A 21,807-nucleotide genomic window follows, 5' to 3' on the forward strand; every position below is an offset into this window, starting at 1 on the left:
GGGGTTAGCTAAGTTCGTCTATCAGTTCACCCGCCAGCCGCATAGATTCCGGATGGCGTATTACCAGTATATCCGCCCCGGCAATAAGTAAAATAGCAGCGGACATAGCTTCAATCATAATAGCCCGTTTTTCGGTCTTGCCCATTTCCGGGCTTTCCGCTTCAGGTATTTTGGCTTCTTTGGTTTTCCAGGCTTCCCGCCCTATATTGCAGATAAGGGGGTACTGGAGGCGTTCGTCCTGCTGGGTGAGCGCCGCCAGACGGATGCGTTCTATCACCGAATACGAATACTCTATGCCGTATCCTATGCTGCTGACAGTGGGGTCCATAATCAGCCCTTCGGCGGGTACGCCCAGATTGCCCAGCAGGATATTAAGCTGTTTAGCCAAGTTTATATCTATGGGTGACGAAGCGATAATAGTATGTTTATAGGCCATGGCCTGGGCGGCTATTTTCTTATAGTCACCCTCTTCCACCGGCCCAAGTATAAGCTTTTTATCAGGGCAGGCTTCACTTGCCTTGCGGAGTACCTCGGTGTCCTTTTCATGGTTAGCCGTTCCCCAGACTATCAGGGGTACATCCACGGCATCTGCCACTTCCCGGACAATTTTGGCAGATTCTTCGGCAGAGCGGTCAAGCCCGTTCGGGTCAGTGCTTTCCAGTTGAAGGCAGATAAGCTCCGCCCCGTATGTATCAACACATTTTTTAGCCCAGATGACCGGGTTATTGACTGCATCCCCAAAGGGCTTTAAAACATCTTCCGGCCAATCTTCGGGCGGGGTGTCCTGTATTTCCATGGCTATTTTAGGTTTGCGGGGCATTTCCCCCTCAAACAGGTAAAAGGGCATGGAAGTTTCACCGCCTGCAGTGACGGCTTTCGGCCCTTCACCCAGGGTTATTTCCTTGATACGGCCGTTGTAGTTTATTTTAGGCGTTTCAAATGGCATAAACTTTCCTCCATGAGGGGGTTAAAAGTATTTGTCTATTTTACCAGACCGGCAGCCCTTTTGGCGGCAGTCAGGGTATTTAGCATAAGCATAATAATAGTCATAGGGCCTACACCTTTGGGTACGGGGGTAATGGCAAAGGCCTTTTCCTTGACGGCTTCAAAATCAACATCACCGGAAAGTATCCGCTTGCCTTCGGGTGTGTAGCCTATACAGGTTGTGCCTACATCTATCACCACCGCGCCCGGCCTGACCATATCTGCGGTGATAAATTTGGGCTTGCCCATGGCGGATACCAGTATATCTGCCTGCGAAGTTATCAGCGGCAGGTTTTTAGTGCCGCTGTGGCAGATAGTGACTGTGGCGTTTGCCCCCGGAGCTTTTTGCAGCAGAATATTGGCCAGCGGCTTGCCGACCAGATTGCTCCGTCCCACTATAACCACATGGGTGCCCTCTATCTTTATGCCCGAGCGGATTAAGAGCTCCTGAACGCCGTGCGGGGTGCAGGGCAAAAAGCAGGGTTCACCCAGGCACATTCTGCCTACGTTTACCGGGTGGAAACCGTCTACATCTTTATCCGGATTTATGGCATTTAAGACCAGATTTTCTGAAATCTGGACGGGCAGGGGTACCTGTACCAGAATACCGCTTATTTTGGGGTCTGCATTCAGCATGGCTATCAGGGTCAGCAAATCCTCGTTGGTGGCACTCTGGGGCAGCGGGTGATGCTCTGAATATATACCCAGATTCTGGCACATTTTTATTTTGGAGTCTACATAAGAGTGCGAAGCAGGGTCATCTCCCACCAGTACGGTGGCCAGACCGGGTACTATGCCGTGCTTGGCTTTAAGTGCAGTTACTTCACTGCGTATCTCTTCGCGGATGGCTGCGGCTATTTCTGTGCCGTTTATAATATGTGCGCTCATTATTCTGATACCTCTGTGCGGTTTTTAATGCCAAGCCGGGTTGAAAGTATTTTGGCCACTGCCTGCACTGCCGGAGAGTTGTCAGGCAATTTAAGCAGGGGGGTTTGCTTCAGGTCAAATTCACGTATCATTTCATCTGCCGGCACGGTATCTGTATAGGCTATGCCCAGTTTATTAATCTCCGCCTCCAGACGCGGGTCAAGCGTTCCGGTGACCATGTTTATAATAACAGAAATCTGGCTGACATTAAGTTTCATTTCATCTACCAGCTGGCGTATCCGCCCCAGTGTCCGCACCCCTTTGACCGAGTGGTCAGATACTATAAAAAGGTGGTCTACATTCTGGGTGGTGCGGCGGGACAGGTGTTCCATACCGGCCTCGTTATCCATAACTACATAGCGGTAGTTCTGGCTGAGTTTGTCTATATAACTGCGCAGGATGCTGTTAGGGTAGCAGTAACAGCCGTCACCTTCGCCCCGGCCCATGCTTATCATATCCAGCCCTTTGCTTTCCGCCAGAGTGGTATTCAGCTGATACTCCAGATAAGCTTCTTTGGTCATGCCGGGTGGCAGGTTTAATTTTACATTGTTAAAGCTGGCTATCAGCCCGCCCACAGTCTGCAGGACGTCTAAACCCAGGCTTTCCCCCAGATTGGCATTGGCATCAGCATCTACCGCCAGCACCGGGGTGAGAGAGTTTTTTAAAAGCTGGCGTATAATCAGACTGGAAACGGATGTTTTGCCTACCCCGCCCTTGCCTGCCAGTGCAATAGTATAGGTCAAGTATTGCCTCCGTTGAATTTACTTAAAGCGGCATATACCTCAGGGAAATCACTGGATTTGGTATGAGGCAGGAACATGGCCGCCATATAGTTATCCATAAAGCTGGTGCTTTCAGACAGCTCTACATTGGTCATCATTTTGGCGGCGGCAGCAGCCTGGGTCTGGGCATTTGCATCAAAAGCACACAACCTGGCACCAGCCAAAGAGCCGTTGCCTACAAAGATGAAACGTTCTTCGGAAAGTTCGGGTAGCAAGCCTATATTGATAGCTTTTTTAATATTCAGTTTGGCACCGAAAGTCCCGGCAATAATCACCTTTTCAAGGTTGTCAAAACCGGCGCCGGCACTTTCCAGCAGTGTCTGGTAACCGGCATACATGGCAGCCTTGGCCCGGATAAGGTTGTCTATATCTACCTCTGAAAGGGTTATATCTTGTCCCTGCCCGAATTCGCGGCCAAAGGCCAGCACATATTCGCAGCCGTCAGCACCTTTGCGAAGGCGGCTGGTTTTAATATTTGAGTTGTATTTGCCGTTTTGTCCCAGCAGGCCGCATTTGAGCAGGGCGGATGCCGTATTTATAAGACCTGCACCGCAGATACCCTTGGGACTGCCGCCGCTTATAATGCTAAGTTTGGGTTCAAAATTTTGGGTATCCAGTTCAATATCTTCTATCGCCCCCGGTTTGGCCAGCATGCCGTTTTTTATACCGCCGCCCTCAAAGGCCGGTCCGGCAGAGCAGGAAGCAGTTAACATAAAGTCTTTGTTACCAACTACTATTTCCCCGTTGGTGCCAATATCTATATACAGCACTAAACCTTCCCGTCGGGGGATATTGGTGCTTATTACTCCGGCCACTATATCACCGCCCACATAGCTGGCAACACAGGGCAGGGTGTATATATATGCCTGCGGGCAGATGCTCAGATTTATATGGCGGGCGGGTATCAGCGGCAGTTCATTTGCCGCGGGTACATACGGGGCAAGCCTGAGGTGTTTGGGGTCAAGCCCGTAAAGCAGCTGGGTAATGGTGGTATTGGCGGCTATGGTTGCAAACGAAATATCCTCCGCTTCAAGTCCGTATTCGGAAAGCATGGCGTTACCCAGATTGTTAAGGGTGTTTACTACTGCCCGCTGAAGCTGAATAAGCCCGCCCTCTCTGGCAGCATAGTTTATCCGGCTGATAACGTCTTCCCCAAGGGGTATCTGACCGTTGTATTCGGTTGCCTGTGCCAGCACCTTAGATTCGGTAAGCTCCACTAGCTGTCCGCGGACACCGGTAGTGCCTATATCAAAAGCAAAAGCGTATGTTGCCTTAGTCTGGTCTCCCGGTTGGATATTTATTATCTTTTCCCCGAAGGGGGTTTTAAGCAAACTTAGGGTTACTTCCCAGTTCTTTTCCCGCAGGGTTTCGGAAAGACCTGAGAGAAGGTGATAATCTATATCAGGCTCTGCCGGACACACAGGTTTAAGAAAACGTTTTAATCTGGCAAGGTCACTTGCGTTATCCGTACCGGACGGGGGGGTAAGTTTCAGAAAAACCTTTCGGAGAGGCAAAACGGCTTTATTTTCAGCAGGTTCAGGCTGGCTTTGCAGGGTGCAGCTTATAGTATCACCGCTTAGGGCGGTATCAAAACGTGATTCAGCCAGAATCTCCACTGTTACGTTTGATATAAGACGGCTCTGGCAGGCCAGCCGTATTCCCTGGGCAAACTCTTCAGCGCTTATCTGGAGGTGGTCTTCGCACTCCAGTTCGCCTTCCACCAGTTTTATACGGCAGCGTCCGCATACGCCTTCGCCCCCGCAGGAGGCACACAGCCCTGTTCCGGCGGCAATAGCCAAATCCAGCAGGCTGTCCCCCTTCTGTCCATTTATAATTTTATGGCCGGGCTCAAAGCAGACGCTAAATTTCTTCTCGGTCATCTTACCATTTTATCAGCTTTAAACAGATTAGACCAATTTAGAACAGGCCCTTAACCTTGCCGGTATGAGTATCTATATCTATCCGCCTGAAATTGGGGTCAGACGAAGTACCGGGCATAAGTTTGATATCCCCCGCCACCGGCACTACCAGGCCTGCCCCCATATAGGTGAGTATATCACGTATAGGCAGGGTAAAGCCGCCGGGACGTCCTTTAAGTGCGGGGTCATGCGAGAGGCTGAGGTGGGTTTTTACCATGCAGCTGGGCATAAACTGGGTGTTGCCTGTGTTTTCCAGGCGGGTAAGTTTTTCTAGGGCTGTCTGGCTGTAGGAAACGCCGTCTGCCCCGTAAACCTTACGGGCAATGGTTTCAATCCGTTCCCTCAGCGGCATATCTTCGGGGTAAAGGAAATGAAAGTCATTAGGTTCGTTACAGGCATCTATCACTGCTTCGGCCAGTTCGGCTGCTCCTTCACCGCCATTTGCCCAGTGATAGGAAACAGCTACTCTGGCACCTGCCTGCTCGGCTGTGCGGCGGATAATATCTATTTCCTGAGCTGTGTCTGCGGCAAAGTGGTTTATGCAGACCACAGGGTTTATGCCTGCCATTTTTACAGTCTGGATGTGGGCAAGCATATTCTGGCAGCCCTTTTCCACCAGCGCCGCATTGGGAGTGGTATAGGCAGGGTCAAGGGGGGCGCCGGGAGTTACTTTGGGCCCGCCGCCGTGCATCTTTAAAGCCCTGACCGTAGCCACAATAACTGCACAATCCGGTTTTAAGCCGCTTAAGCGGCACTTTATGTTCCAGAACTTTTCAAAACCGATATCCGCCCCGAAACCGCTTTCGGTTACATGGTAATCAGCCAGTTTAAGTGCCAGCCGGTCAGCCACAATAGATGACTGCCCGATAGCAATATTGGCAAAAGGCCCGGCATGGACAAATACCGGCTGACCTTCTATAGTTTGAAGCAAATTCGGGTTTACCGCCCGAAGGAGCAGGGCGGTCATGGCGCCATCTACCTCAAGGTCTGCGGTGGTAACCGGTTCGCTGTTTTGGCGGTAGGCTACAATTATCTTGCTCATACGTTCCCGCAGGTCTGCCAAGCCGGTAAAAACCGAAAGTATGGCCATCACCTCGGAGCTTACGGATATGCCGAAGCCGGAGCGCATCTGGTAGCCGTTTGTTTTACCGCCTATGCCCATAATGATTTCCCTGAGGGACTGGGCGCAAAAGTCTATTGCCCATTTCAGTTCCACTCTGGCGGGGTCTATATCCAGCCGTTTTAAATTGCGGCTGGACAGAAATTCATCTGTATTATTCGCTTCATGCTGAAGCCTGGCCTGAAGGGCGACCATGGCCAGGTTGTGGGAATTGGTAACAGCATCTATATCCCCGGTCAGCCCCAGAGTAAAAGGTGAAAGCGGCAGGCATTGGGAGCGTCCTCCCCCGGCTGCCGAGCCTTTTATATTGAAGGTAGGGCCGCTGGAAGGCTGGCGGATTGCCCCGGTTACTTTCTTGCCCAGATTTCCCAGCCCCTGCACCAGCCCCATAGTGGTAGTGCTTTTACCTTCACCCAGTGGGGTGGGGGTAATGGCGGTTACATCTATATACTTGCCGTTTGGTCTGTCTTTCAGGCGGGTAAGTACCCCGGCAAAATCCACTTTGGCAACATATTTGCCGTGGGGGATTATCTCATCTTCGGTCAGGCCCAGTTCCTCAGCCAGCAATTTTGATGGCTTCAGGAATTCTTCGGCCTTTTCGGCTATTTCCCAGTCTTTCATCAGGCCGGGGTCAAGGTCTTTTAAGTGGGATTTGCGGTTATTTATAGTCAAAATACTCCCCGTAAAATCTTTAAAAGGTACTGAACCCAGTATATCAGACAGCCCCTTTTTTGCAATGATTTAAGTATAGAAAATGGTAATACGAAAGGTTTTTCCTGCCGGTTCTGGTATAATAAACAAATGCACGAACTATTGCCCTTTTACGGCAAACGCCAGAAGTCATTTCTGAAGTGGTATATGCGTCTGGCATCACTCAGCCGCTGGCCGCTTGCAGGCAGTCTGGTAAAGAAATATGCCAATCATTATGCCCGCAAACAGCATGGCGGGTATTTGCTGAATCTGCCCGAAGCCAAAGAGATACTGGACATGTCCGAAAATATTTATCTCGGTCCGTGCAGCTGCCGTGAGGTTTTTAAAAACTGTGATGCCCCGGTTATGGCGGAGATTATCATAGGGGCGGGCGGGCATGTATACCGGGATACACTCGGGAAGTTCAAGCCCATCAGCCATGAGCAGGCACTGGAGGTTATTATATCCTGCCAGCAGGCCGGGCTGATGACCACCCTGGTACACTGCAAAGAGCATTTTTATTCTATTTGCAACTGCTGCCGCTGCTGCTGTGTGCCGTACCGTTTAAAGCACCAGTACGGCATAGAGTTTGCCCTGGTACGGGATAAAAATATTGTTAGCCGTTTTGCACAGTTTCTAAAGGAGGAAGGCCTGCATGGAGTACCGGAAAATATACAGCCGCCTAAAACCTGAGCTTCTTTTTGATACCCTTAAAGATTTAATAACCAAACATGGCGGGCATCTGGAAAGTGCCAGCAGTGACAATTACTCTGTAACCGACTCTTCTTCAGATTTCATTTTCAAAGGGACAATGGTCTTCAGCCGGGTAAAAAACAGCTCCGCTGCCTGTGCCAGTGTGTATGTAATGGGGTCTGAACGTAAGGATAGCCGGGTAATACTGGATATAGAGCCGGGTGCTTTCGGCGAGGCGGCTGTAAAATGCCTGATGGATGAGGTGGATTTTTTGCTGGGCGAATACGAAAAAAAATAGCTTTCAGCGTTTGAACAAACACAATGTATAGGATATAATCTTCTCTAATTGTCTTGACTAAATTTAGAAGGTGCGCATGCTTAAAACTCATAGCTGTGCCTTAACTCAGGAAAATATTGGCACTGAAGTTACTCTGGCAGGTTGGGTACACCGCCGCCGCGATCATGGCGGGGTTATATTTATTGACCTTCGTGACAGGGAAGGCATTGTTCAGGTGGTATTTAACCCCGAACAGTCCGCCGCCTGTCTGGATATCGGTAAAGAGCTGCGGAGTGAATATGTCCTGCAGGTAAAAGGCACTGTCAGCCGCCGCCCGGCCGGTACGGAAAACAGCCGTATGCCCTCAGGTTTGGTGGAAGTGGTGGCGGCTGATGCCAAAATCTTAAATGCCGCTAAAACCCCGCCCTTTTATATTAACGAAGAAGTGGAAGTGGACGAGAGCCTCAGGCTCAAGTATCGCTATCTGGATATACGCCGCCAGGGCATGAAAAACAACCTGATTATCCGCCATAAAGCTGTCAGCTTTATGCGGGAGTTTTTAAATACCCGGGGTTTTATAGAGATTGAGACTCCCATTCTGATTAAAAGCACACCTGAGGGGGCGCGTGACTATCTGGTTCCCTCCCGCTTGTTTCCGGGGCAGTTTTTTGCCTTACCCCAGTCTCCCCAGCAGTTAAAACAGCTGCTTATGGTGGCGGGTATGGAAAAATACTATCAGGTCGCCCGCTGTTTCCGTGATGAAGACTTAAGAGCAGACCGCCAGCCGGAATTTACCCAGCTGGATATGGAAATGAGCTTTGTTGATGAAAATGACATGATGCAGCTCATGGAAGACCTGTTTACCGGGCTGGTAGCCAGTGTCCGCCCGGATATGAAATATAATAAAAAGTTTCCCCGTATCAGCTTTGCTGATGCTATGGAGAAATACGGCTGTGACAAGCCTGACCTTCGCTTCGGTATGGAATTGGCAGATATTACCGATATCGGCGCTTCCTCGGCTTTCGGTGTTTTCAAAAATGTGGCTGCTCAGGGCGGGGCTATCAAGGCCATTTCCGCTCCCGGTTGCGGCGGGTACAACAAGAGCCAGCAGGAAGAACTGATAAATCTGGCTAAGAAGTACGGGGCGGCCGGTTTGGTACCCATTTCACTGGGTGCGGAAAGCGGGGAGCTTAAAGATTTGACTATTGAAATGGTCAAATCCGTAGCCGCTAAGTACCTTACTCTGGAAGAAATCAAAACCATAGCCGAACGCAGCGGGGCTAAGTCGGGTGACCTTATTTTGATTGTGGCCGGTGCCCGTAAAATGGTGAACAGTGTACTGGGTGAGATGAGAAATCATTTGGCTGCAAAGCTTGGTTTGTGTGATAAAAATGAACTCAGTTTTGCCTTTGTAGTAGACTTCCCCCTTTTCCAGTGGGACGAGGAGGGCAAACGCTGGGATTCGGTTCATCATCCCTTTACCGCTCCGCTTGAGGCTGATATGCCCCTTATGGATACCGACCCCGCCAGGGTAGGAAGCCGTGCTTATGACGTGGTTTGTAATGGATACGAGATTGCCGGCGGCAGTATCAGAATTCACCAGGCAGATCTGCAGAGGAAAGTATTCCATCTGCTGGGATATAATGATGAACAGATAAATGAACGTTTCGGCCACCTTCTGGAGGCCTTTGAGTTTGGCGCGCCCCCCCACGGAGGTGTTGCACCCGGTATAGACCGCTTTGTAATGCTGCTGGCGGGGGAAACTTCCATACGTGAAGTTATACCCTTCCCCAAAAATCAGGCTGCTCAAGACCTGCTTTTTGGGGCTCCGTCAGTAGTAGATGATAAGCAAATAAGGGATTTACATATCCGTATTCAAGCGGAAAAAGAATAGTTTTTGGGATTGAGGTGCCATGAAAGTAACAGATAAAAAGATAGAGGGCTGTCAGGCCAGTATAACGGTAGAGATGGATTCAACCGAGGTTGAAGAGGGTCTTTCCAAAACATACCGCCGTCTGGTAAAAAAGGTGGAAATTCCGGGTTTCCGCAAGGGTAAAACCCCCCGGGATGTGTTTGAAAAGTACGTTAGCCGTGAGAAAATGCTGGATGAGATGGTAGATGATATTGTACCCGAAGCTTGCCAGCAGGCTATTAAAGACGAGGATATAAAACCTTTTGCTGCCCCCAAGGTAGCCATGGTTACCACCGAACCCTTTGTCTTTTCCGCCCGCATACCTCTGCCCCCAGTAGTGGAACTGGGTGATTATAAAACCATAAGAGCCACTAAAGAAAAGGTGGAAATTACCGAAGAAAATATTGACACCGTGATAGACCAGGTGCTCCACCAGAGAGCCACCTGGGAAAAAGTGGAACGCTCCGTTAAAATAGGTGATATGCTGCTTATGAATGTTGAAAGCACCCTTAACGGCGAACCCTACCTGAACCGTGAGGATATGCAGTATTCTGTAAGGGAAGAAGCTATTTATCCTGCCCCCGGTTTTGGTGAACATCTGGTAGATATGGTAGTGGGTGAACCTAAAGAGATTTCTATAGTTTTTCCCGAAGACCATGCACGGGCTGAACTGGCCGGCAAGACAGCCGCTTTCAAGATAACTATCAAGGAAATCAGGGAAGAAAAACTGCCGGAACTGAATGACGCCTTTGCCCACGAATTAAACCCCGAATTTAATACTCTGGCTGAGCTTCGCCAGCGTATTCGGGAGAATATGCAGGAAAGACAGGATGACAAGGCTCAGGCCAAGTTTGAAGACCAGATTGTTGAAGCCCTGATAAAAATGAGTAAAATAGATTATCCGGAAGTTATGGTGGAAGCAGAGCTGGACCAGATAATTGAACAGCAGCTTCAGCGTTTGCAGAGCAATGTAAAAAGCCCCGAAGAATTCCGGGCTATGTTGTCCCAGATGACTCCGGAAGATATGCAGCAGCGGTATCGTCCTCTGGCAGAACAGAGGGTGGAGTCTTCGCTGGCTTTGGGTAAACTGGCTACCGCCGAAAATCTTATACCCAGTGACGAAGAAGTGGATGCCGAAATTGAGAAACTCACCCAGGATTCGGGTGATAAAAAACAAGAAGAAAAAGCTTTCTACAATAAACCTGAGACCAGAGACCGCCTTATTCAGCTGTTGACTGCCCGCAAGACTATGGCTTTTATAGATGAAATAGCTCTCCAACCAGCTATTGAGGTTGTTGAACCTAAAGCTGATAAAGGTGAAAAAACAGAGGAGGCAGATAAATGATAAGCCCTGAAAACGTAGTACCTATGGTTATTGAGAGCAGTGCCAGAGGCGAACGTGCCTTTGACATTTATTCTCTATTACTAAAGGAGAGGATTATCTTTCTGGGTTCACAAATCAATGATCAGGTGGCTAACCTGGTGATTGCCCAGTTGCTGTTCCTTGACCGCGAAGACCCTGACAAGGACATAAGCCTTTATATTCACAGCCCCGGCGGCGTAATATCTGCCGGACTGGCCATGTACGATACCATGCAGCTTATCCGGCCCAAAGTATCTACCATTTGCGTGGGTGTTGCGGCTTCCATGGCTACAGTTTTGCTGTGTGCCGGTGCCAAGGGTAAACGTTATGCTTTGCCCAATGCTACCATTCACATGCATCAGGCTATGGGTGGCGCTCAAGGGCAGGCTTCGGATATTGAAATTGCCGCCCGCGAGATTATGCGCCAGCAGGATATTCTGCGGAATATCCTGGTAAAACACACCGGCCAGCCTATGGAGAAAATTATCCATGACAGTGACCGTGATTATTACCTGAATGCCCAGCAGGCTGTGGAATACGGCCTGATAGATGAGATTTTGCAGAAACCCGAAAACAAATAATTAATAACTGGTTATTTCATATCTAAAAATAAAACGCCCCTTCGCAAGAGGGGCGTTTTTATTATATCTTGGTGAATAATTAGTTGGTAAAGTAGTGCATACCAAAGCGTTCTTTCAGCCCCGCAAGGTCAGGCAGCCCTGAGCGGGCTCCCAGTTTGCTTATACAAAAACGAGCGGAAATATCACCCAGCAAACCGCACTCTTCAATAGGTTTGTCACCCATCAATCCGAAAAGAAAACCGGTAGTAAAAGCATCTGCCGCACCTATTGTATCAACTACGGTACGGATATCTTTCCGGAGGCTTACGGTTGACTCCATATGGCATTCGTGGTCTTTGTCCCGTATATAGGTCTGGAGTGTTATTTTGCCTTTTCGCTGAAAACGACGGCTCTCCCCCAGAGTTACCACTACATGTTCACACCCACTGCGGATACACATATCTGTAGCCCGCTGATAGTTTTTCTGGGTCATTTTTTCTATATCCTGCTGGTTGGTGAAGAGGGCATTGGTGCGGGAAAGAATGGGTGCAAGCCTTTTTAAGCCTTGGGCGGCAAAGAGGGCTCCGGGTGAAAAACTAAAAAGTACACCTGGTGCCAGCCGTTCCGCTATTTCGTGGCAAAGGGCAAATTCGTTCTGGTTAAAAAAGGTGGACATGTGAACCAGTTTAGCCTGACTTAGGTATTCCAGATTTATATCAGAAAGGTCAAGATAATTGTTGGCACCGGGATTTACATATGTTGAGCGGCGTCCAGAAGACTCGCTCAGGGAAACCACAGAGCCTGTTTGGGCTTCGTTTTTTACCATCAGATACCGGTTATCTATACCTGCATTTTCAAAATCCTTAATTAACAAGTTTCCATCAGGGTCATTCCCCACTGCCCCTATGAAACCGCATTTTAATCCCAGACGGGACAGCCCGTGTATGGTATTGGCCCCCGAACCGCCGGGAAATAAAGCAGATTCGGTAACTACGCATTCCCCGTCATGGAGTATCTGTTCTACAGTGTATATATGGTCTACATGCACCGCCCCCAGGCCGATAGCCTCAAGACGACAAGCAGTCATGTCATTCTCTCCCTTGAATTATATGGTCAATCTCGGTACTCAGGTCATATCCCGGTATGGTCTGCCCGCAGTTATCGGTTATTTTACCTTGGCGGATATTCACCCGTTCTTCGCTTATGGCTTTTATACTGCGGACTATAAGCGGCAGTTCGCGGATAGTGCCCTGATGGCGGATAGCCCTGAAAAGAGCATTATTTTCTCCTTCTGTGGCTTTAATCTCATTTACTGCACGCCCAGCAATATCATCCCACAGCGGTTTGAAGGAATCTGTCTGAATAGAAAAGCGGCAGTAACTCACCACCGGCCCTCTGTCCAGTTCAGGTGTTACCAAATGTATCATAGCCCCGGTCTCGGAGGCTTTTTGCTGCATAAGCTCCCATATGACCTCTTTCCATGTGCCTTTTGGTCCCCAGGGGGTGGCGGGGTGCAGATTTATAATGTTATAACGGCTGCACATTTCCGGCCCCATTATCAGCATATAGCCGGCCAATACGCATAACTGGGGTTTATACGGCTTAAGGCGTTTTAAGACTTCGCTGTCGTAATCCAGTCTCCACCGGGGCAGGCTGCCGCCGGGAGTTTCGTCACTGCCGTTTACCTTGGCTTTATATTTCTGGTAGGAAAAGGTAACTAGCGGTATATTATGGCTTTTTACCAGTTCAAAAAAAGCGTCTGTTTCGGCTGATTCACCGGGTTCGCGGCTGCAAAAGACAAAACTTATTTTTGCCTTAAGCTCTCCCTTTTGGATACTGTCCAGCACGGCGGTCAACAGGTTGCGTGACCCTTTGCCTCTGGCAGTTGAAAACCAGCCCAGTTCAAACATGCTTATTTCTCCGGTTTGATATATTTGGAAAGTTTGCGTACCAGTGCCCGTATACGTACCATACGGTTCTGGCGGCCGGTTATCCGCCCCTGCCTGAGGGCGGTTATGAACTCTTCAGGGGAATTAAAATTAGGCATGATTACGTAGGTAGTGCCTATCTCCGGCAAAGTATGGGAATCTGTACCGGCACTCATGGGCAGGTCGTATTGTTTGGCCAGTTTGCGGGCTTTTTTAAGGCTTCCGTTCAGCAGGGTGCGGGAGTTAAAAACCTCCAGCACGTCTATTTTTCCTTCAGAAGCCAGCCTTTCCAGTTCCGAATCTATCAGAGCCGAACCCCTTAGTTTGTCATAAGGGTGGGGAATGCAGACCAGAGCGCCCTGGGCTTTTATTCGGGATACACATTCGTCTACTGATATACCGCTGGGTATGCTCTCCTTGAGAAACATACCCATAATTTCTCCGTGATGGGTAAGCACTTCTTCGGAGACTATTATTTTGATGGGGCTGTTTTTAGCCAGCATTAAAGCTCCCTCGGCTGTGCCATGGTCACATAAAGAAATGCAATTCACGCCTTTTTCAACGCACTTTTTTATCAAATCTTCGGGTTTGGTATTTGAGTCCATAGAGTAATTCGTATGGACGTGTAAATCAGCTTTTAACATTATTAAGCGGTTGCCTTTCCCAGATACTGGCCGCTGCGGGTATCTACCCTGATTAAATCTTCGGTATTTATAAATAAGGGCACCTGCACTACCAGTCCCGTTTCCAGAGTTGCCGGTTTGGTAGTGGTGGCGGCGGTGTCACCCTTAAAACCTGGTTCGGTATGAGCTATTCTCAGGTTAACCGATGCCGGCAACTCAACGCCTATTGCTTCTTCCTGAAAGGTCATTACCCTGACACTGCCGTTTTCAAGCAGGTAGTTGACGGCATCACCCAATACGCTTTTATTTAGAGCTATCTGCTCAAAGGTTTTATCATCCATAAAATGGTAAACGTTATCGTCGTTATATAAAAATTGCATATGGCGGTATTCCAGGTTTACCAGATTGAACTTTTCGTCTGACTGAAAGGTTTGTTCCATAGTATGCCCGTCTCGTATGTCTTTCAGTTTCAGACGAAGCAGGGCGGTGTGTTTCATCTTTACATGTTGGATATCCATTACCTGAAACAGGCCGTTTTCCTGTTGGATTATGCAGCTTTTTTTTAATTCGTTTCCAGTGGCCATATAAACCTTTCTTCTTTAAATATAGGGGTTTTGTTTATCTGATTTTGAAAGCAACTCTATTTTACCATTTTTAAGAGTACAGGTATCTTCTATACGGATACCGCCCCATCTCGGCAGATATATGCCAGGCTCTATACTGAAGACCATTCCGTTTTCAAGTATGTCTGTACTTTTGGGGCTGAGACGGGGCGCTTCATGCACTTCAAGTCCCACCCCATGTCCCAGACTGTGCCCGAAATTTGCCCCGTAGCCGGCTTTTTCAATAACCTCTCGGGCTATAGAGTCAGCTTCCTGTCCTGTCATTCCGGAGGTGATTTGGTCTATGGCCTTTTGCTGGGCGGACAGAACTATATCATATATTTTCTTAAATTTGCTATCCGGTTTTCCGGGTAATACCGTCCTGGTCATGTCACTGACATACCAGCTTGCTTTTGCCCCGTAATCCATAAGCAGGGGCTGCCCGCAAACCACAGCGGCCGGGCGGGTTCGGGCATGGGGCAGGGCGGAGTTTGCCCCCGTAGCGGCAATAACCTCAAACGGCATAGACTGGCTGCCGCGGTTTCGCATAAATTTCTCAAGTTCCCAGGCCAGCTGCTGTTCGGTTATACCCGGTTTTAGCAGGAAGGGCAGGGCGGAGAAAGCGGCATCGCCAATGGCGGCTGCTTGTTTAATATCGTCTATTTCTTCCTTAGATTTTATCTGCCGCAGTTTGCCTGCCAAGTCTGCTGTTTCTGTGAGTAAAATATCTGAGCCGCCTTCGTTAAGTGCGGTCTTTAGTTTGCTGTATTCTTCAAAAGTAATATAGAAAGATTCAAAACCCAAACGGCGGATGTTTCCGGAGCTTAACAGTTCAGGCAGCCAGTAAGACATTCCGTTAGTAACTTTACATAAAGTATATTCAAGGGATTCATTTTCCGCTTGCTCGTAGTAACGGAAATCCACCGCAATAAAAGATTGTGCCTGAGTTATAAGCAGATGACCTTCGCCGCCGGTAAAGCCGGACAGATAAAAAATATTTTCAGGCTTGGATACCAGCAGGCCGTCCAGTTCATTTTCAGCCATGAGCTTTCGCAGGAGTGCAAGCCGGGTGTTTGGCTGTTTCATTCGTCTTCACTCCCTGAAATATCATTCTGAGGTTTGGCCAGCGGGTGGCTGGACATATAGACTTTGCGGGCTTGGCTTTTGGTAACGTGGGTATATATCTGGGTAGTGGAAAGGTTTGAGTGGCCGAGTAGCTCCTGTACTACCCTTAAGTCTGCTCCGCCGTCCAGCAGGTGAGTGGCAAAGGTATGGCGCAGCATGTGGGGGTGTACGTGTTTTTCTATACCGGCTTGGTGTGCCAGCTTATCCAGTCTTTCCTGAAAACTGCGGGCACTCAGTCTGCCGCCGTTTGGATTAAGGAATAAAGCCGGAGTATTCCGCTTGCTTTTCAGCAAAGGTCTGCCCAGGTTTAGATAGGTTTGGATAGACTGGATTGCCGGCAGACCCATCAGAACTATGCGTTCTTTAGACCCTTTGCCCCAGACCCGTATCTGGTGGGAGTGCAAATCCAGGTTTTCTATATCCAGTTTGACCAGCTCACTCACCCGCAGGCCGCTGGCATAAAGCAGCTCCATAAATGCTTTGTCCCGCAAACCCTGGGGGGTGGAGGAATCAGGTATCCGCAGCAGTTTACTAACTTCAGCGGTAGTCAGAAACTCCGGCAGGCGTTTATCCAGACGGGGGCTGGAGGCATTTAGGGTGGGGTTTTTCTGGATAAGGCCTTCCCGCATCAGGTAGCGGTAAAAAGAACGTACAGCCGAAAGTTTGCGGGCGATACTGCCCTTAACAATCCCTTTTTCTATCAGGCTGGACATATAATCCCGCAAAATATAGCGGTCTACCCTGTCAAAAGAGCTCACTTTTTTTTCAATCAGGTAGTTAATAAAACCAATCAAATCTGTGCGGTAGTTTCTAAGGGTATAAACCGAAACATTTTTTTCTACCGTCAGATATTCAAGGTATTTGTTGAAATTCTCCTGCATTTAGCTTTCATCTTCAAGTTTTTTGCGTTTACCGCACTTGGTGCATTTAGCCCAGTTCTTGCCGCTCTTGGTCATAAGGGCGCCGCATTCCGGGCAGGGTTTGCTTAGCGGCTTGTAGAAAGATACAAATTTGCAGTTCGGGTAACCGGCACAGCCGTAAAATATCTTGCCCTTTTTGCTGTATTTTTCAACTATATCCGAATTGCACTCAGGGCATTTGGCACCTGTTTTTATCTGGTATGAGCGGGTATAACGGCAGCCGCCCTCTTCTTTGGTATAACGTGAGCAGGCAATAAATTTACCAAAACGCCCCCGTTTTACTACCAGCTTGGCATTGCATTCGGGGCAAAGCTCGTCCAGCTCTTCTTCGGGCGGTTTGATTTTTTCAATTTTTTCACTGGCGGCTTCTATCTCTTTGATAAAAGGTTCATAAAAACGCTGAATTATAGGCACCCAGTCCAGTTTTTCAGTGGCTATTTTGTCCAGTTCGGTTTCCATGGCGGCTGTAAAATCTATACCGATAATATCCGGGAAATACTCTACCAGCAGGTTATTTACCAGCATTCCCAGTTCACTGGGTTTCAGGCTGCCTTTGAGCTTGGTAATGTATTCCCGTTCCTGTATTGTGGAAATAGTGGGGGCGTAGGTGCTGGGGCGGCCTATGCCGTATTGCTCCAGCGCCTTGATTAGCGTAGCCTCTGTATAACGGGGAGGAGGCTGGGTAAAATGCTGGCTGGCTTCTAGGTTTTTCAGCTTCAGCTCTTCGCCTTCTTCCATGGGTGGCAGGCTGGACTGCGCCGCTTCCTCATCTTCGTCCTTGCCTTCTATATATACAATGGTAAAACCCGGAAAAGTATTTACCGAACTGGTGGTTTTAAGCAGATAACGGGTTTTTGAGGGCTGGTGCTTGGCTTCTATGTCTATTGTAGTATTATCAAAGGTGGCCGGGCTCATCTGGCTGGCCATCATACGCTGCCAGATAAGCTGGTAAAGTTTGAACTGTTCGGCAGACAAACTCTTTTTTATCAAGTCAGGGGTGCGGGTTATGCGGGTAGGGCGGATAGCTTCATGGGCTTCCTGTGCGCCCTTAACCTTGCTTGAAAATACTCTGGCCTGTTTGGGCAGGTAAGCCGGGCCGTATTTTTCACTTATATAATCACGGGTTTCGGCTACGGCGGTACGGGCTACATTGGTAGAGTCAGTACGCATATAGGTAATAAGACCCACTTCCCCTTCGCCCTCTATATTCAGGCCTTCATACAGCTGCTGGGCTATCACCATGGTTTGCTTGGCTGAAAAATGGAGCTTTCGCCAGGCCTCCTGCTGAAGGGTGCTGGTAATAAAGGGGGCGGGGGATTGCCTGAGGTTTGATTTCTTTTTTATCTTCAGTACCTGATAGTCAGATACTTCCAGTTCTTTTTTAATTTGTTCGGCTTCAGATTCGTTATGTATCTCCAGTTTGCCTTTGGTTACATAACCTGCCAGAGAAGCTTTGAAAGCGGCTGATTTAACCTTTTTATTCAGCAGGGCTTCTATATTCCAGTATTCGGCAGATACGAATTTTTCTATTTCTCGTTCGCGGTCAACAATTATTTTAAGGGAAACAGACTGCACCCGTCCGGCTGAAAGCCCCCGTTGTACCTTTCGCCAGAGCAGCGGGCTTAATTTGTAACCTACCAGTCGGTCAAGCACCCGCCGGGCCTGCTGGGCATTTACCAAATCCATATCCAGTTCGCGGGTGTTTTTAAAAGCCTTGTCTATGGCTTCTTTGGTAATCTCGTGAAAGACCACCCGTTTAGGCTTAGCCAGATTGGCTTTGGTAACTTCGGATATATGCCAGGCAATAGCCTCACCTTCGCGGTCAGGGTCGGTAGCCAGGTAAATTGCCTTGGAATTTTTAACTGCGTCTTTGAGTTCCTTTATGACCTTGGCCTTGGCTTTTAAGGAGACATACTTGGGGGTAAAACTGTTTTCAACATCTACGCCCAGGGTGCTTTTGGGTAAATCCCGTATATGCCCCATGGTGGCCATAATATTAAAGTCTTTGCCCAGCATTTTGCTGATAGTACGGGCTTTGGCAGGTGACTCAACGATAACAAGTTTTTCTTTCATGACAGCTTAATTCATCTCCAGCTGGTAGATTTCTTTCTTTTCACGGGTGCGCACATAATTCATGCCTCCGGCAGAGCGGACTTGCCCCCTCAGTTCCATTATGGCCAAAGTGCTGCTGACCAAGGCTATTCCCAGGCCGCACTCACGGCAAATCTGGTCAATATGTATTGGCTCATAGCCCAGTTTATCCAGTATCAGGCTTTCGGTCTGGTTTTCAGGTATAGCTTTGGGAGTGTTATCCGGCACTGAAAGCAGGCCTATATTCAGTTCTTCAAGGACATCTTTGGCGGAACAAACCAGCTTGGCTCCTTCCTGAATAAGACGGTTTGTTCCCACTGAAGCCGCTGATAGTATACTCCCCGGAACGGCAAAAATCTCGCGGTTTTGTTCAAGTGCAAAATTGGCGGTTATCACAGCCCCGCTGTTTTCTCCCGCTTCGGTTACCAGTATTCCGCGGCAAAGGCCTGAGAGTATACGGTTGCGGCGGGGAAAAAATTCGGGCCGGGGGCGGATTCCGGGCGGGTGTTCACTCACCAGGGCCCCGTTTTCAGCTATCTGGCGGGCAAGGCAGCTGTTTTCAGATGGATAAATTATATCCAGTCCGCAGCCGAAAACCGCAATACTTCTGCCGCCGGTTTTAAGGGCGGCAGTATGGGCAACTGTATCTATTCCTCTGGCCAGACCGGAAACTATAGTCAGGCCTGATCGTGCCAGTGATTCGGCCAGTTCTTCGGTGACCAGTTTGCCGTAGACAGTGGGCTGGCGGGTTCCCACTATCCCCAAACACAGTTCATCATTCCCCAAAAGCTGTCCCTTTACAAAAATAAGGGGAGGGTAATCATGTATTTGCTTAAGTCTGGCAGGGTAATCACTATCTGTATGGGTGAATACCTGAATATCGTGACGCTTCAAAGTTTCAAGGGTTTTAGGCAGGTCTATTTTGGGGCGGGAAGTAACTATATTTTCCGCCAGAGAGTTATCAAGCCCGGCTGATACCAGCGCTTCCTTACCGGCGTGCCAGGCACTTTCCAGATTGCCGAAATAGCTTTCCAGCAGGTTCAGGCGCACCCGGCCGACCCCGTTTATATAACTGAATCCTATGGCGTATTTGCACTCTTGGTTTTGCATCTTGTCTTTTGGAATTCTAGCACAGGCACAATATCCAAACAATAAAACATTATTAAGGAAGAAATGCACTGTCCGGACGGCAAAAAAATAGCCTTCAATTTTGAAGGCTTCAATTGTTTAAAACTTAATGGCGGAGAAGGTGGGATTCGAACCCACGGTCACCTTGCGGCGACACACGCTTTCCAGGCGTGCCTGATAGACCACTCCAGCACCTCTCCGTATATTACCCTATATTCCTTTATTAAGATTTGTGGCGGAGAGGGTGGGATTCGAACCCACGCTCCGCTTTCACGGAGACCGCTTTTCGAGAGCAGCACCATCAACCACTCGGACACCTCTCCAGAGGCTATATTTTACTTGAATGCAAGTAAAATTAAAAGCCAATCAGGAATGTATCCAAGCCTGCAGGAGTAATAATATAATGAAACCCGCCCTGAATTCAAATTTACCTGAAAGTGTCTTTATAAGGTGCTGTCCTGCCGGATAAACAATATTCAGATTGTCCGGGTGGAAAAATTAGTTTATACGCCAAATATCTGCGTGTATGGGTATTCTCCATGGCACTAAAATATGTTTACATAACGTTTACTGTTTTATAATAGAAAAACATCGCCCCGGCGAAGCGGCATCGAAGTCTCTAAAACATGAATACAGGATAATTTATTGTTTTAAAATATATTTTTCAGCCGCCAGCTTGCTATAGCAATCAGTAAATTAGATTATCGGGCGTATTTTTGCTAGAATAGGTCAAATTATTCTTAAGCGGCTGGTATGGAAACAGAAATATATTTTAAATTTATACTTTCATTCGGCCTCATACTGCTTGTTGCTCGTTTGGGCGGCGCTATTGCCGAGCGTTTTCTGAAGCAACCGGCGGTTATTGGTGAGCTTTTGGCCGGTATTATCATTTCACCCTTTCTAGTTGGGCAATTCCTTTTTGCCAATGACCCTATCATTATGAATTTTGCCCTTATTGATGGGGTGTTCAGTCAGAATGGCGAACATCTGAGTGAATTTGCCCCTATGGAAATTATTTCACAGATAGCGGTAGTGGTGCTGCTGTTTGTGGCGGGGCTGGAAACAAACGTTGCTTCGTTTATTAAAAACAGTTTTACCGGTGCCATGGTTGCCATAGGCGGAGTGATTGTCCCCTTTGCGCTGGGGGTGTTTAGCGCCATGTACTTTTTCCCTGATTTGCACATGGCCGGCTGGCTTTTCATCGGTGCTATTCTGACCGCTACCAGCATTGGCATAACGGTGCGTATCCTGATGGATATGGGTAAACTCAGCTCCCGTGAAGGCACTATTATTCTGGTAGCTGCGGTTGTGGATGATATCATCGGTTTGGTTATCCTTTCTGTGGTTATCTCCATGGCTCAGAGCGGCAGTATCAATGCCTTAAGTGCTATCGGCACCGGTGTTATCGGTTTCGCTGTCTGGCTGGGTATACTTTTGCTGGGTGTGTACGGACATAAATATATATCAAAATATATACTTACTCCGTTCAAGGCCTCCGGTACTATGCCGGTTATGGCTTTGATTGTGGGTTTACTGGTTTCTTATTTGGTTACTCTGGTAGGCTTGCACCCGGTGGTGGGTGCTTATGTAGCCGGGCTTATGTTTGCTTCCACTATGGAAAAAGAAGAAATACTTCACCAGACACGCCCTATAATGCTTTTTATCGCCCCGTTCTTCTTTGCGTACCTGGGTATGCAGGTGGATTTAAAAGAAGTCTGGGCAGTGATTGTGCCGGCACTCGTTATAGTTGTGCTGGCCATTGTCGGCAAGATTGTCGGCTGTTATTTCCCTGCCCGGTTTGTGGGCAAAACCAGCCATAATGGTGCTTTGATTGTCGGCGTAGGTATGGTACCCCGAGGTGAGGTTGGACTTATCGTAGCTGGGGCTGGACTTATTGCCGGGGCTATTACCCGTGACCTTTTCGGCATTGCGGTAGCTGTCAGTATACTGACTACCCTCGTTATGCCCCTAATGATAAACCCTTTATTTAAACCAAAGGCTGAAGCTAACGGCAAGCGGCTTCCTTGAGGAAAAACATAGCTTAAGGTAAAATTGGGTACTATGCCTCTGTAGCTCAGTGGATAGAGCACCAGCCTCCGAAGCTGGTGGCGAGAGTTCGAGTCTCTCCAGGGGCACTTTTATAAAACGGGGAGGACTACCACC

At 48.5% G+C, this 21,807-nt stretch carries 19 protein-coding genes and 3 tRNA genes; 7 read left to right on the forward strand and 15 right to left on the reverse strand.

Annotation, left to right across the window (positions count from 1 at the left end; translation table 11 throughout):
- Positions 1 to 4: 4 nt before the first annotated feature.
- Genes ASJ33_RS03480 through ASJ33_RS03500 form a run of 5 tightly spaced genes read right to left on the reverse strand, consistent with a single transcriptional unit; the run spans position 5 to position 6,404 of the window.
- Entirely contained in the window at positions 5 to 946 is a 942-nt protein-coding gene (locus ASJ33_RS03480; protein ID WP_041330799.1) for an acetyl-CoA decarbonylase/synthase complex subunit delta, read from the reverse strand.
- Between the two features lie 35 nt (positions 947 to 981).
- The gene (locus ASJ33_RS03485; protein WP_041330800.1) at positions 982 to 1,872 is read right to left on the reverse strand and encodes a bifunctional 5,10-methylenetetrahydrofolate dehydrogenase/5,10-methenyltetrahydrofolate cyclohydrolase; all 891 of its coding nucleotides are present in this window, start codon (positions 1,870 to 1,872) and stop codon (positions 982 to 984) included.
- A complete protein-coding gene (locus ASJ33_RS03490; protein WP_041330801.1) occupies positions 1,872 to 2,654 on the reverse strand; it encodes an AAA family ATPase in 783 nt (260 codons plus the stop codon). The genes ASJ33_RS03485 and ASJ33_RS03490 overlap by 1 nt, the downstream gene beginning before the upstream one ends.
- Positions 2,651 to 4,573: an ASKHA domain-containing protein gene (locus ASJ33_RS03495; protein WP_041330802.1), complete on the reverse strand. Its 1,923-nt coding sequence runs from the start codon at positions 4,571 to 4,573 to the stop codon at positions 2,651 to 2,653. Before ASJ33_RS03495 ends, ASJ33_RS03490 begins: the two co-directional genes overlap by 4 nt.
- A gap of 37 nt (positions 4,574 to 4,610) precedes the next feature.
- Positions 4,611 to 6,404 carry a formate--tetrahydrofolate ligase gene (locus ASJ33_RS03500; protein WP_041330804.1) on the reverse strand — a complete coding sequence of 598 codons (1,794 nt, stop codon included), beginning with the start codon at positions 6,402 to 6,404 and terminating at the stop codon, positions 4,611 to 4,613.
- A gap of 129 nt (positions 6,405 to 6,533) precedes the next feature.
- Between ASJ33_RS03500 and ASJ33_RS03505 the strand changes: the two genes are divergently transcribed.
- The 5 genes from ASJ33_RS03505 (at position 6,534) to ASJ33_RS03525 (ending at position 11,248) form a co-directional block, all read left to right on the forward strand.
- Positions 6,534 to 7,115 carry a hypothetical protein gene (locus tag ASJ33_RS03505; RefSeq protein ID WP_023652168.1) on the forward strand — a complete coding sequence of 194 codons (582 nt, stop codon included), beginning with the start codon at positions 6,534 to 6,536 and terminating at the stop codon, positions 7,113 to 7,115.
- Entirely contained in the window at positions 7,078 to 7,413 is a 336-nt protein-coding gene (locus ASJ33_RS03510) for a hypothetical protein (RefSeq protein ID WP_023652169.1), read from the forward strand. The genes ASJ33_RS03505 and ASJ33_RS03510 overlap by 38 nt, the downstream gene beginning before the upstream one ends.
- A gap of 76 nt (positions 7,414 to 7,489) precedes the next feature.
- A complete protein-coding gene (aspS, locus tag ASJ33_RS03515) occupies positions 7,490 to 9,286 on the forward strand; it encodes an aspartate--tRNA ligase (protein WP_023652170.1) in 1,797 nt (598 codons plus the stop codon).
- Between the two features lie 19 nt (positions 9,287 to 9,305).
- Complete coding sequence (gene tig / locus ASJ33_RS03520) at positions 9,306 to 10,649, forward strand: trigger factor (protein WP_041330806.1); 1,344 nt, start codon at positions 9,306 to 9,308, stop codon at positions 10,647 to 10,649.
- Complete coding sequence (locus ASJ33_RS03525; protein WP_010936452.1) at positions 10,646 to 11,248, forward strand: ATP-dependent Clp protease proteolytic subunit; 603 nt, start codon at positions 10,646 to 10,648, stop codon at positions 11,246 to 11,248. The genes tig and ASJ33_RS03525 overlap by 4 nt, the downstream gene beginning before the upstream one ends.
- A 79-nt stretch (positions 11,249 to 11,327) precedes the next feature.
- Here the strand turns inward: ASJ33_RS03525 and ASJ33_RS03530 are convergent, their stop codons facing one another.
- From ASJ33_RS03530 to ASJ33_RS03575, 10 genes are all read right to left on the reverse strand, one after another.
- Entirely contained in the window at positions 11,328 to 12,314 is a 987-nt protein-coding gene (locus tag ASJ33_RS03530; protein WP_012881925.1) for a carbohydrate kinase family protein, read from the reverse strand.
- A 1-nt stretch (position 12,315) separates the two neighbouring features.
- The gene (purN, locus tag ASJ33_RS03535) at positions 12,316 to 13,137 is read right to left on the reverse strand and encodes a phosphoribosylglycinamide formyltransferase (protein WP_041330808.1); all 822 of its coding nucleotides are present in this window, start codon (positions 13,135 to 13,137) and stop codon (positions 12,316 to 12,318) included.
- A gap of 2 nt (positions 13,138 to 13,139) precedes the next feature.
- On the reverse strand, positions 13,140 to 13,799 hold the full coding sequence (locus tag ASJ33_RS03540; protein ID WP_023652173.1) for a PHP-associated domain-containing protein: 660 nt from the start codon (positions 13,797 to 13,799) through the stop codon (positions 13,140 to 13,142).
- Between the two features lie 2 nt (positions 13,800 to 13,801).
- Positions 13,802 to 14,362, reverse strand: coding sequence for an elongation factor P (gene efp / locus ASJ33_RS03545; protein ID WP_041330809.1), 561 nt, complete (start codon positions 14,360 to 14,362; stop codon positions 13,802 to 13,804).
- Positions 14,363 to 14,377: 15 nt separating this feature from the next.
- Complete coding sequence (locus tag ASJ33_RS03550; protein ID WP_041330810.1) at positions 14,378 to 15,466, reverse strand: M24 family metallopeptidase; 1,089 nt, start codon at positions 15,464 to 15,466, stop codon at positions 14,378 to 14,380.
- The gene (gene xerC / locus ASJ33_RS03555) at positions 15,463 to 16,386 is read right to left on the reverse strand and encodes a tyrosine recombinase XerC (protein WP_041330811.1); all 924 of its coding nucleotides are present in this window, start codon (positions 16,384 to 16,386) and stop codon (positions 15,463 to 15,465) included. The genes ASJ33_RS03550 and xerC overlap by 4 nt, the downstream gene beginning before the upstream one ends.
- Entirely contained in the window at positions 16,387 to 18,498 is a 2,112-nt protein-coding gene (topA, locus tag ASJ33_RS03560; protein WP_041330812.1) for a type I DNA topoisomerase, read from the reverse strand.
- A gap of 6 nt (positions 18,499 to 18,504) precedes the next feature.
- Positions 18,505 to 19,626: a DNA-processing protein DprA gene (gene dprA / locus ASJ33_RS03565; RefSeq protein ID WP_023652178.1), complete on the reverse strand. Its 1,122-nt coding sequence runs from the start codon at positions 19,624 to 19,626 to the stop codon at positions 18,505 to 18,507.
- Between the two features lie 128 nt (positions 19,627 to 19,754).
- Positions 19,755 to 19,844 (reverse strand) — tRNA-Ser (locus ASJ33_RS03570).
- Positions 19,845 to 19,877: 33 nt separating this feature from the next.
- Positions 19,878 to 19,967 (reverse strand) — tRNA-Ser (locus ASJ33_RS03575).
- Positions 19,968 to 20,397: 430 nt separating this feature from the next.
- On the opposite strand from ASJ33_RS03575, the gene ASJ33_RS03580 reads away from it, so the two are divergent.
- Both ASJ33_RS03580 and ASJ33_RS03585 read left to right on the forward strand, forming a co-directional pair.
- Complete coding sequence (locus tag ASJ33_RS03580) at positions 20,398 to 21,672, forward strand: cation:proton antiporter (RefSeq protein WP_041330814.1); 1,275 nt, start codon at positions 20,398 to 20,400, stop codon at positions 21,670 to 21,672.
- A 35-nt stretch (positions 21,673 to 21,707) separates the two neighbouring features.
- Positions 21,708 to 21,779 (forward strand) — tRNA-Arg (locus ASJ33_RS03585).
- Positions 21,780 to 21,807 lie beyond the last annotated feature (28 nt).

Origin of the sequence: Dehalococcoides mccartyi (genome assembly GCF_001889305.1) — a bacterium.
GTDB classification, from domain to species: Bacteria; Chloroflexota; Dehalococcoidia; order Dehalococcoidales; family Dehalococcoidaceae; genus Dehalococcoides; species Dehalococcoides mccartyi_A.